Origin of the sequence: Synechocystis salina LEGE 00031, from assembly GCF_015207985.1 — a bacterium.
Lineage (GTDB): Bacteria > Cyanobacteriota > Cyanobacteriia > Cyanobacteriales > Microcystaceae > Synechocystis > Synechocystis salina.
Genome location: NZ_JADEVV010000080.1, coordinates 1 through 11,156, shown reverse-complemented (window position 1 = coordinate 11,156; position 11,156 = coordinate 1). Strand labels below are relative to the sequence as shown.

General features: G+C 40.9%; 17 protein-coding genes and 1 pseudogene. 15 read left to right on the top strand and 3 right to left on the bottom strand.

Annotation, left to right across the window (positions count from 1 at the left end; all coding sequences use genetic code 11):
* From IQ217_RS19115 to IQ217_RS17910, 15 genes and pseudogenes are all read left to right on the top strand, one after another.
* A pseudogene (locus IQ217_RS19115) lies at positions 1-106 on the top strand (transposase); the annotation flags it as partial.
* A gap of 266 nt (positions 107-372) precedes the next feature.
* Complete coding sequence (locus IQ217_RS19325) at positions 373-591, top strand: ATP-binding cassette domain-containing protein (protein WP_194021204.1); 219 nt, start codon at positions 373-375, stop codon at positions 589-591.
* 1 nt (position 592) lies between these two features.
* Positions 593-880, top strand: coding sequence for a BrnT family toxin (locus IQ217_RS17965; RefSeq protein ID WP_194021194.1), 288 nt, complete (start codon positions 593-595; stop codon positions 878-880).
* Positions 858-1,076, top strand: a complete 219-nt coding sequence (locus tag IQ217_RS17960; protein ID WP_194021192.1) for a hypothetical protein — start codon at positions 858-860, stop codon at positions 1,074-1,076. The genes IQ217_RS17965 and IQ217_RS17960 overlap by 23 nt, the downstream gene beginning before the upstream one ends.
* 75 nt (positions 1,077-1,151) lie before the next feature.
* On the top strand, positions 1,152-1,274 hold the full coding sequence (locus tag IQ217_RS19585; RefSeq protein ID WP_476718278.1) for a hypothetical protein: 123 nt from the start codon (positions 1,152-1,154) through the stop codon (positions 1,272-1,274).
* Between the two features lie 5 nt (positions 1,275-1,279).
* Entirely contained in the window at positions 1,280-1,408 is a 129-nt protein-coding gene (locus tag IQ217_RS19580) for a hypothetical protein (protein ID WP_476718279.1), read from the top strand.
* A 27-nt stretch (positions 1,409-1,435) separates the two neighbouring features.
* On the top strand, positions 1,436-1,648 hold the full coding sequence (locus IQ217_RS17950) for a type II toxin-antitoxin system HicB family antitoxin (protein WP_194021190.1): 213 nt from the start codon (positions 1,436-1,438) through the stop codon (positions 1,646-1,648).
* A gap of 337 nt (positions 1,649-1,985) precedes the next feature.
* The gene (locus IQ217_RS17945; protein WP_194021189.1) at positions 1,986-3,287 is read left to right on the top strand and encodes an ABC transporter ATP-binding protein; all 1,302 of its coding nucleotides are present in this window, start codon (positions 1,986-1,988) and stop codon (positions 3,285-3,287) included.
* Complete coding sequence (locus IQ217_RS17940) at positions 3,269-4,054, top strand: methyltransferase domain-containing protein (RefSeq protein ID WP_194021187.1); 786 nt, start codon at positions 3,269-3,271, stop codon at positions 4,052-4,054. The genes IQ217_RS17945 and IQ217_RS17940 overlap by 19 nt, the downstream gene beginning before the upstream one ends.
* A gap of 81 nt (positions 4,055-4,135) precedes the next feature.
* A complete protein-coding gene (locus IQ217_RS17935; RefSeq protein ID WP_194021186.1) occupies positions 4,136-4,777 on the top strand; it encodes a class I SAM-dependent methyltransferase in 642 nt (213 codons plus the stop codon).
* A 20-nt stretch (positions 4,778-4,797) separates the two neighbouring features.
* Positions 4,798-5,940, top strand: coding sequence for a glycosyltransferase WbsX family protein (locus IQ217_RS17930; protein WP_194021185.1), 1,143 nt, complete (start codon positions 4,798-4,800; stop codon positions 5,938-5,940).
* A gap of 1 nt (position 5,941) precedes the next feature.
* Complete coding sequence (locus tag IQ217_RS17925) at positions 5,942-6,865, top strand: glycosyltransferase family 2 protein (RefSeq protein WP_194021184.1); 924 nt, start codon at positions 5,942-5,944, stop codon at positions 6,863-6,865.
* Between the two features lie 142 nt (positions 6,866-7,007).
* A complete protein-coding gene (locus IQ217_RS17920) occupies positions 7,008-7,235 on the top strand; it encodes a HEPN domain-containing protein (protein ID WP_228024303.1) in 228 nt (75 codons plus the stop codon).
* A gap of 197 nt (positions 7,236-7,432) precedes the next feature.
* The gene (locus tag IQ217_RS17915) at positions 7,433-7,969 is read left to right on the top strand and encodes a Uma2 family endonuclease (protein ID WP_194021183.1); all 537 of its coding nucleotides are present in this window, start codon (positions 7,433-7,435) and stop codon (positions 7,967-7,969) included.
* Between the two features lie 91 nt (positions 7,970-8,060).
* Positions 8,061-8,744, top strand: a complete 684-nt coding sequence (locus IQ217_RS17910) for a Uma2 family endonuclease (protein ID WP_194021182.1) — start codon at positions 8,061-8,063, stop codon at positions 8,742-8,744.
* Here IQ217_RS17910 and IQ217_RS17905 read toward each other — a convergent pair.
* The 3 genes from IQ217_RS17905 to petL all read right to left on the bottom strand — a co-directional run.
* Positions 8,741-9,688: a glycosyltransferase family 2 protein gene (locus IQ217_RS17905; RefSeq protein ID WP_194021181.1), complete on the bottom strand. Its 948-nt coding sequence runs from the start codon at positions 9,686-9,688 to the stop codon at positions 8,741-8,743. The genes IQ217_RS17910 and IQ217_RS17905 overlap by 4 nt on opposite strands.
* 80 nt (positions 9,689-9,768) lie before the next feature.
* Positions 9,769-10,752 carry a porphobilinogen synthase gene (hemB, locus tag IQ217_RS17900; protein ID WP_194021179.1) on the bottom strand — a complete coding sequence of 328 codons (984 nt, stop codon included), beginning with the start codon at positions 10,750-10,752 and terminating at the stop codon, positions 9,769-9,771.
* 218 nt (positions 10,753-10,970) lie between these two features.
* Positions 10,971-11,156: cytochrome b6-f complex subunit PetL (petL, locus tag IQ217_RS19100; protein WP_228025792.1), on the bottom strand; the 186-nt coding region annotated here is incomplete at its 5' end.

Genomic DNA, 11,156 nt, shown 5'->3' with positions numbered 1-11,156 from the left:
AGAAATGCTTGAAGCAGCAGGAGCTAAGGTCATTTATTTACCCCGCTACTCTCCAGATTTTAACCCTATTGAACATCTTTGGTGGGAACTCAAAGCTTTCATTCGGCGATTTAGACCTAAAGATAAAGAATCTGTTGAAAAGTTAGCAGAAATTGGTGTTATGCTGAATTCTGCTACAACTAGACAGAACTATTTTACTCATTGTTGTCACTGTGCCAGTTAGATGCGGAATCCGCCGTATCTAAATACAAATAGGCGAGTCGCATCTGAGGATTTTATTGGACGGGGTTGGAGTAACAGTTTGTTAAGTCCGATCGCCGTTGGACTTTTGTTGAGTAAGCTAATGGGTATCGGTTCTCGATTGAAATTTCTATGTCGGACTTGATGATCTGGGTGGCAAATTTGGGCAGAAAGTACATAGTCACTCACCAGTCAGGGGGGATTAGTCATGTGGCATTGCGGGATGTGTCGTTCGAGATGAAGCGGGGGGAATTAGTTGGCATTATTGGCCGCAATGGGGCGGGGAAATCGACGTTTTTGAAAATCCTGAGCTGGATTACGGAGCCGACGAGGAGACAGATGGTGGGTTAAAATGAATTTGCAATTTGAATGGGATTTTCAGAAGGCTGAACTTAACATTCGTAAACATGACGTTAGTTTTGAGGACGCAAAGACGATATTTTATGATCCCCTAGCTTATATTTTTAACGACGAATGGCATTCTACCGACGAGCAGCGGGAGATTATTATTGGCCACAATAGCCGGGGCTATCTTCTCGTAGTTAGTTTTACAGAACGTAACCGGATAATCCGAATTATCAGTGCCCGTCTTGCTACCAATAAGGAGAGAAAAAATTATGAGCAGTATCAACGATCCTAAAACAGTATTAGAACAAGATGAACTACTTTCTGAGTATAATTTCAACTACAGTAAAGCACATCCTAATCGCTTCGTAACTGAAAAACCACAGGAGTTAATAACTGTAGTTTTAGAGCCTGACATTGCCAAGGTTTTTAAAACTTCTGATGCAGTAAATAAAGCACTAAGGGCTATATTATCTGCGATTCCTCAGTAACGGTTTGTTAAGGCCGATCGCCGTTGGAGTTTTGTTGAGTAAGCTAATGGGTATCGGTTCTCGATTGAGATTTCTATGTCGGACTTGATGATCCGGGTGGAAAATTTGGGTAAGAAGTACATGATTGGCCACCAGCCAAAGGGGATTAGTCATGTGGCGTTGCGGGATGTGTCGTTTGAGGTGAAGCGGGGGAATTAGTTGGCATTATTGGCCGCAATGGGGCAGGGAAGCCCACTTTATTAAAGATTTTGAGTCGGATTACGGAGCCGATAACGGGGTTTCATCCTGAGTTGACGGGGCTAGGCTATATTGATCGGATAATTAGCGTATAGTTAGGGTGTCGGATTAGGGGAAGAATTATGAAAAATACCATTGTTATTGAGGTAACTCAGGAAGAAGACGGTGGCTTTATTGCTGAAGGCTTAACGGAGAATATTTTCACGCAAGCAGATACTTGGGATGAACTCAAAGAGAATGTCATAGAAGCGGTTAAAGGTTACTATTTTGATCAGCCATCAATACCAAATATAAAACTGCACTTAATTAAAGATGAGTTGTTGGTAATTAGATGAAAATCCCTCGTAATCTTAGGGGTAAAACTTTGGCTGAAGTTCTTTGTCGTCATTGGGGCTACGAAGTTGTTCATCAACAGGGGAGTCATATTATTTTAGATACTCAAAGTCCATCTCATCAAAGAATTCAGTATTCTGAACCACAGTCCTCTCCAAATAGGAACGCTTAATAATATTTTGAGATCGGTTTCTGGGCATAAGCAAGTGAGTAAGCAGGATATTTTGGACACTCTTTGACGTTTTTTTCGATTAAATGTGAAGAATCTAGTAGGAGCTGTTAACCCTTGGGGGAGGATTGGGTAAGCTGGGGGAGTGTTGATTTTCGGTTAGGGCTTCTATGTCGGACGTGATGATCCGGGTGGAAAATTTGGGTAAGAAGTACATGATTGGCCACCAAGCAGAAGGGCGGTCTAATTATGTGGCGTTGCGGGATGTGCTGGCGGATGGGGCTAAGTCTCTGGTGAAGCAGTTTACGGGGCGGGGCAAAGGCGATCGCCAGACAAAGGAAGAGTTTTGGGCGTTGAAGGATGTGTCGTTTGAGGTGAAGCGGGGGGAATGCGTTGGCATTATTGGCCGCAATGGGGCGGGGAAATCGACGTTGTTGAAAATTCTCAGTCGGATTACGGAACCTACCACGGGAAGGGTTGAACTCCATGGGCGGGTGGCGAGTTTACTGGAGGTGGGAACGGGGTTCCATCCTGAACTGACGGGGCGGGAAAATATTTATCTGAATGGGGCAATCCTGGGGATGACACGGGCGGAAATTAAGAAGAAGTTTGATGAGATTGTGGATTTTGCGGAGGTGGAGAGATTCCTTGATACGCCAGTAAAACGCTATTCGTCGGGGATGTATGTGCGGTTGGCGTTTGCGGTGGCGGCCCATTTGGAGCCAGAGATTTTGGTGGTGGATGAGGTGTTGGCGGTGGGGGATGCGGCGTTTCAGAAGAAGTGTTTGGGAAAGATGGGGGATGTGGCAACAAAGGAGGGGAGGACGGTTTTATTTGTGAGTCATAATATAGATTCAATAAATAGAATATGTCCAAAAACTATATTTATGAAAAACGGAAGTATTTATTGTTATGAAAACACGAGAGAATCTATAAGTAAATATATTGGATTGAGTTTTGTTAACAAAAATACGAAAGCATGGACTTTATCTCATGTACACGAAAATAAAGCAGTATACTTCCTAAGAGCGATAGTACACAACAAAGATCAATTAATCAAATCAGATTTCACTGTATCAGAAAAAATAGGCATTACTTTCGAATATCAAGTTATGCAAGAGGGAATGATCTTGACTCATGGTTGTAATTTATTTAATGAACAAGGTATTAATATACTTAATTCTCACGATGTCGTTTCAGATATTCGATTAAAGAAACGAATTCCTGGAAATTACACTGCTACAGTATGGATACCCGAAAATTTTTTAGCAGAAGGCATTGTTACTGTTGGATTGGCAGTATTAACTCAAGAGCCTTTTATTGTGCATGCACATGAGCAAGAAGTTTTATTATTTAAGGTTACGGATCCAATCACAGGAGAATCAGCACGAGGAAATTATGTCGGTGACTTTCCAGGCGTAGTTCGACCAATACTAAAGTGGGAAACTTTATTATGCACAAAAGCTCTATAGACAAAATGAGATATTTTATGGAAAAATATCTTCAAAATAAATGCGCCAAAAAATTATATATAGTAGATTTAGGCAGCCAAAATATTGGCGGTTCATACAAATCTATATTTAATAAGCCTGAATGGAAATATATAGGCATAGATTTAGAGGAAGGAGACAATGTAGATATTGTTCTTGAAAATGCTTATAATTGGAGTGAAATTGAATCAAACTCAGTTGATGTTTTAGTGTCAGGACAAACATTTGAACATATTGAATTTTTTTGGATCACCATTTTGGAAATTCAAAGAATACTAAAGCAGAATGGACTATGTTGTCTTATAGCTCCTTCAAGTGGTTATGAACATAGATATCCTGTGGATTGCTGGAGATTTTATCCAGATGGAATGAAAGCATTAGCTAAATTTGCAAACTTAGAAGTTCTTGAAGCATTAACACAATGGAATGATGAGAACTACGATGATGGTAGCAATGTATGGCATGATACAATGCTTATTGCACAAAAAACAGCTCCCCTCGAAAATGAAAGCATTGAATTTAGTGTCAGTAAACTACGATGTCATGAAATACTGACTCCTAAAGGGCAAGTTAAATTTTATAAAAAAGAACTTTTTGACTGTAGGAGTCAACTTCAAGAGGTATTAAACAAACTAAATCTATTAGAAGTACAACACGCAAACATGCTAGAAACAATAGAAAAAAGCTTTTTTTGGAAGCTAAGAAATCAATGGTTCAAGATCAAGAATTATTTTGTAAGCTCAAAATAATTCTTATTGCCCTATATAGAGTTATTTAACAAATTCAAACAAAAACATTTATAACTTATAAAAATTATCAGATATACAAAAATGCAAAAAACAATTCAGGAAATCTATTTTGACTCAACCCGCATTGAAATGCTTAATTATATCCAGAATAATGCCAAGACAGTCTTAGATGTAGGATGTGCTAATGGATGCTTTTCAGCCTTAGTAAAGGAGAGATTGGGAATAGAAGTTTGGGGTATTGAAATTAATAAAGATGCCGCTAAAATTGCAGAAAAAAAAATAGATAAAGTTATAGTACAAGATATTGCGACTGCAGTTAATCAAATTCCTAAAAAATATTTTGACTGTATAGTTTTCAATGATGTTTTAGAACACCTCGTAGATCCTTATTCTATATTAAAAAAAGTGAAAGACAATCTTACTGATCAAGGAGTTGTAGTTTCTTCTTTACCAAACATAAGACACGCTCCCATTCTTTATGACCTTATAATCAATGGAAACTGGGACTATCAAGAATGGGGCGTACTAGATAAAACACATTTAAGATTTTTTACCAAGAAAAGTATCAAAAAAATGTTTGAAGAGCAAGGTTACACTATTCTTAAAATGGATGGTATTAATCGTTCTGAATCTTTCAAGGGAAAATTTATATCAAAACTATTGATAGGCCCTGTAAGTGACATGCAATATATTCAATTTGCTTGCCTTGCAAAACCTAATTAGAGTAAATTGAACAGAAACTTATGGTTAGATTAGTTGCCTTATATTTTCCTCAGTTACATCCTATTCCAGAAAATGATCAATGGTGGGGTAAAGGATTTACCGATTGGGTTAACGTAAAAAAAGCACAGCCCTTATTCCCTGAACACTATCAACCTCGTGTACCAAAAAATAGCAACTACTATGATCAGTCTCAGGAAGAGACGATAAGACAACAAGTTAAACTTGCTCAAGAATATGGAATTTATGGATTTTGTCATTATCATTATTGGTTTGATGGCAAACAGCTTTTAGAAACACCAACCAATATCTTTCTCAAAAATAAAGACCTGGATATTAAATTTTGCTTAGCCTGGGCAAACGAAACCTGGTCTAGAAGATGGGATGGACAAGATCATGACATTTTACAACTACAAACTCACCCACCAGAAGTAGAAAGATGGGCATTACATTTTGATTATTTGATTCAAGCTTGGACAGATGAGAGAGCAATTAAAATAGACGGTAAGCCCGTATTTTTGATTTATCGCCCTCAAAAAATTTATGAAATTGGCAAAATGTTTGACTATTGGCAAACTAAAGCCAAAGAATATGGACTAAAAGGTATATTCTTTATCGCTATTAATCAATATCAACTACCCGAAAAAAATATACTTCGGCATTTTGACGGTGTAATGCTTTTTCAGCCATTTTTTACAGCGTTTAATCTTAAGAATAAAAACTTGTCTATTTTTAAAAGAGCATTTTTAAAACTCTATAAATATCTACCATTAAAATTTAAAGATTTATTGATTTTATTACAACTAAAGACAAGTGACAAGCCTATAAGTACTACATTTTATGACTACGACGAGATTTGGAAAAACATCATAGCAAGCAAAATCACCTCAAAATTACCCGTATTTGAAGGAGCTTTTGTTGATTGGGACAATACAGCAAGATATGGTAACAGGGCAACAATTTTTGAAGGAGCTACACCTGAAAAATTTGAATATTGGCTAAAAAACCTGGTATCTAAAGTTAGCAAAAAAAATGACAATGAACAGCTAATTTTTATTAATGCTTGGAATGAATGGGCTGAATCAGCTTATTTAGAACCTGACGAAAGGTATGGACTTAAGTATTTAGAATCACTAAAAAAAAGTCTTGAAAATAGCGAGAATTAAGATGCTAAGTGAAATTATTCTTCCTATTTTTAATCCCCAAAAATATATTATTGAGCAAATGCAATCAATATACTCCCAAACACATCAATGTTATAATTTAACGATTAGTGACGATTTATCTACTAATAATATTCAGGATTTATTAAAGTTAACAAAAACCGAAAAATTTAAATTAAATTTATTTAGGCAAAACACTAGACTAGGGATTATTAATAATATAAATTTTCTTCTTAAAAAATCTCAGCATAACTATCTTTTTTTTTGCGATCAAGATGACGTTTGGCTTCCTCATAAAATTGAGATAAGTCTCAAAAAAATGCAATACATGGAAGCCGAATATGGTAAAACTACGCCGATTCTTATTCATAGTGATCTCATCGTTGTTGACCAAAAGCTAAACCTGATTCATCCATCCTTTCGACAGTATCAAAATCTAGACCCTAATCCCCCCAAACTTCTGCCCAGACTTTTGCTACAAAATTTTGTTACAGGCTGTACCATGCTTATCAACAAGCCCCTCAAAGACCTGGTAACCCCAATTCCATCAGAAGCTATCATGCATGATTGGTGGATCGCTCTCACCGCCGCCGCCTTAGGAAAAATAGCCTATATCCCCGAACCCACTGTTCTTTATCGCCAACATCAACAAAACAGTATTGGTGCAAGAAAATGGAACCTTAGCTATATCCTTTCCCGCCTTAACAATATCGAAAAAATCAGAAGTGATATTCAAAAAACTATTATACAAGCCCAAAAATTTCGACAAACCTTTCAAGAACAACTATCCACCGAGCAACTAGATGTTATTGATACCTATATCAATCTTCCCAATCAACCTTGGTTAACCCGTAAATATTTAATGATTAAAAAAGGTCATTACCAACTCGGTAAACTCAAAAATTTAGGATTTTTCTGTTGTACTTAACAATAAATTTAGGCATCCTGCCTCAGCTTTTACCATGGTCTCATCGGTAAACTCGGTAAAACCTGGTTACCCTAGCCCCAATTAACTCTGCCTAACCCAGAGCTAAAATGGAGTTGTCCCCTTCTCTGCCTAGTCATGGATATTGAACAAAACTCATGAGCTAGATGTCTTGCTGGATCTGTGTTGCCAATGTGAACCAAGCTTCCAAGCCTTAGACAACTTAGCTGATGTCTTAACGCCCTATGCAACAGAATTTCGATACCCAGGAGATTTGATGGAGCCGGAAAAAGAGGACGCAGAAGAAGCAATTAAAATGGCAATACAGATTTATGATTTTATTGTCAGCCGGATTGAAAATAAAGAAAAATAATCGTGGCTCTCAATCAACTACCCGGAGTTGATTCCATTATCAGTCTGGCTCACCGCATCAAAAGCCTAATCAAAAAGATCAGCAAAATTATCATCTACGAAGCTGGCCAGAAACTCGGTAAAACCTGACTATCTTAGCTCCAAGACATCCCTGAAAGAAACTCTATAATCGAGCCAAGCCCTAAGCCATCCCGAAATATGTCACCAGCACTTTCCTCCCTCACTCTAAAGGATTTCCTGGAACTACCCAACATTGAAGAATCCCCCGCCTGGGAACTCATTAACCAAGTGCCCAGCCAAAAACCGATGCCGACTTTGTATCATAGCCGACTACAAAAACGCCTCGTTGCCAAAATTGATAACGCTAGCACCATCTATGAAGCTCTCCCCGAATTTCGCTGTGTCCTGGGTAATAACTCTATCGTTCCTGACATTGCCATTACCCGTATCAATCGACTACCCACTACTAATCAGCCCTTAGCAGGCCCCCCCGATTGGCTGATCGAAATCCTGTCCCCCGACCAAAGAAGCACCAGAATTATTACTAAAATTCAAACCTGCCTAGAAGAGGGAGCCGAATTAGCCTGGTTAATCGATCCCCTCGAAGAAATTATTTTAGTTTTTCAGCCCCATCAACCCCTCATCATTAGCCGAGATGATAGCATTCTCCCTGTTCTTAATGATATTCCCCTAACCTTAAGTGCCCAAGAAATCTTTAACTGGCTCCAGGGCTAATGAGAATCTTCCAACTTGACGGCGATCGCCATTAACATCTTTTAGAATAAGAATAACGAAAACTCAGTGGCAATCCAATGGGGCTAACGAAATGGTAATCTCCCTAGATCGTGAAATTATCTACCCTGACAGTGATGGACAGCCCATGGCTGATAACACCAAGCAATTTCGTTGGATTGTTTTACTGAAAGAAAACTTAGAATGTTTGTTTGCCAACAACCCCCAGGTATTTGTTGCAGGGGATTTACTCTGGTATCCCGTTGAAGGAAGCCCCAATATCCGCGTTGCCCCCGATGTCTTTGTTGTGTTCGGAAGACCCAAGGGAGATAGGGGTTCCTATCGTCAGTGGCAGGAAGATAATATTCCCCCCCAGGTTGTCTTTGAAATATTGTCCCCAGGGAATACCATCAAAGAAATGACGAAAAAGCTCCAATTCTATAGCCGTTATGGCGTAGAAGAATATTATATTTACGATCCAGACTGCCAAGAATTAGTGGGTTTACAACGATCAGCGGATGAACTTACCGTTATTGAAGACATCAACAATTGGCAAAGTCCACTGTTGAGGATTAGCTTCGTGTTAACTCCAGAAGGATTGAATGTCTATTACCCCAATGGACAACCATTTTTAACAACGGTGGAGCTATCCCAACAGGTCGAATCTGAAAAAGAAAGGGCTGAGTTTGAGAAACAACGGGCTGAATCTGAAAAACAAAGAGCCGATCGCCTGGCGGAACAGTTGCGTTTACTGAAGGTTGACCCCATTGACCATTAAGGGTAGGGCAAGCGGGCTAGGGCTGTGAACAAGGATCGAAAAAAACACCATTTCGGTGTCCAAAGCATCCCCCCAAGCTCTGGCAATTGCCATAAACCCATCACCGCTTTAAATGTATCCCATTGCCCCCGTCGCAACTGCCGCCACGCCCCTGCCAAAATGTATTGATGAAAAAATAATTGTTTACATTGCTCCAATTCCGACCCGCTTAAAAGGTTGAACTTGGCCAGTTCCTCAAATAACCTGAGTAAAATTTCCACCGTCTTTTCATGGAAAGAGGCCATGGTTAAGGCTTGGGCATGTACTCGGTAGGCTACGGTGGCTTCCCGGCAGCAATACACCCCATAGTTGGCAAATAACCGCATCCACATTTCCAGGTCACAGGGTTCCCGCCAGTCTGGGTTAAAGTAACCCACCTCCACAAATAGGTCCCGTCGGATCACCACAGCAGGAAAACGCACCAAGGAAGAATTGGAAAAAAGCCTAATTAATGCATTATGGGGCGGCAAAAATTCATCCTGTCTAAACTTTTGCCGCTTCATCACCCGTTCTTGGGCATCCACTACCCAGACCCCAAATAATAAAACTGGGTATTGGTTCCCTAACCCCTGCAACTTATTGACCAGCCGACCCAATCCCTGGGGCAAAAAAAAATCATCGTCGTGGAGAACCATCACATACTGCCCCGTGGCCCATTGGATAGCACGGTTCCAATTTTGGGCCATGCCCAACGGCTGTTGATGGTGTTCATAACGCCAGACTCCTGACCAATTCTCCAACACGTCAGCGGCGATCGCCTGGCCCTGGTCAGTGTCGGAATCATCGGTAATGATCACCTCTATGTCAGTGCCATCCCCAACGGCGATCGACTCCAAACCCCGCCTTAGCCAAGCAGGGCGGTTATAGGCAGGAATACAAACACTTAATAGGGGCGCTTTAGGCATTATTTTCCTTTCTCCCAACCCACCCTATCCATCGCCAAGCCGTTTGAAATTAGGATCGACTAATTATGGGGATTATCCCTTTAGCCCTGGAGCCAGCGGGCCGCATCCTTAGCGTGGTAAGTCAAAATCAAATCCGCCCCGGCCCGTTTAAAGCTGGTCAGGGTTTCCAAGGTAACTTTTTGCTCATCAATCCAACCGTTGAGGGCGGCGGCCTTCACCATGGAATATTCCCCGGAAACGTTATAGGCCGCTACCGGCAGATTGGTCATTTCCTTAATGCGCCAAATAATATCCATATAGGACAAAGCTGGTTTGACCATTACCATATCCGCTCCCTCCAGCAAATCCAATTCCACCTCTTTTAAGGCTTCCCGACTGTTGCCTGGGTCCATTTGGTAAGTGCGGCGATCGCCAAATTGGGGGGAGGAGTCCGCCGCATCCCGGAAGGGGCCGTAATAGGCCGAAGCATACTTAGCTGCGTAGGAAAGAATGGGAATATTTTGGAAATCATGGTCATCCAATGCTTCCCGAATGGCCTGGACAAAACCATCCATCATCCCCGAGGGAGCAATGATATCCGCCCCGGCATTGGCCTGGGAAACAGCGGTTTTCTTCAACAATTTCAGGGTGGGATCGTTCAACACCCGGCCGGTTAAATCCCCCGTCTCCAGGTAGCCGCAGTGGCCATGGTTGGTGTATTCACACAAACAGGTATCAACAATGACCACCAAATCCGGCACCGCTTTTTTCACCGCTTCCGTCGCTTTTTGGACAATGCCACAATCATGCCAAGCCCCCGTGGCGTCAGTATCCTTATCTTCAGGAATACCAAAGAGAATAATGGCAGGAATACCCAAATCCCGTACTTCCTTTGCTTCATCGACAATTTTGTCCACCGATAACTGGTACACCCCTGGCATGGACACCACTTCCTTGGCCACGGCATTACCAGGAACGGCAAACAGGGGATAAATCAGATCATTGACGGTGAGGGTATTTTCCCTGACCATGCGGCGGAGAACATCAGTTTGGCGCAGACGGCGGGGACGGGTGGTGGGAAACATAGTGGTGCCTAAATAATTTTGCTTAATGTAGTTTTTTAAAATTTTTAAAGTAAAATCCTGGCCCTAGCGATTAATTGACGTTGCCAGTTGACCAATTTTTGCCCCCTAAACTCACCCACTAACGCGACCGCAATTCCGGGGGACTTTTCTCTAGTTTCCCCCCACTAGGGGAGACAGGGGGACTTGTAAAACCCTCTCTCAGTTAACTTGAAGATGGGTTAAATTAGCTTGACAAACCGTAGACCGTAGAGGAGACCAAGGGCGACCCCGGTAAAAACAGCAATATAACCAATGAAAATGCCAACACCAGCGGCCATAATTTTGTTCCTCGCTTTGATAAAAACGTTGTAATTGTTTGCTATTGTACGATCCAGCGCCACCGATTGAACCAGCAACTTATGGCC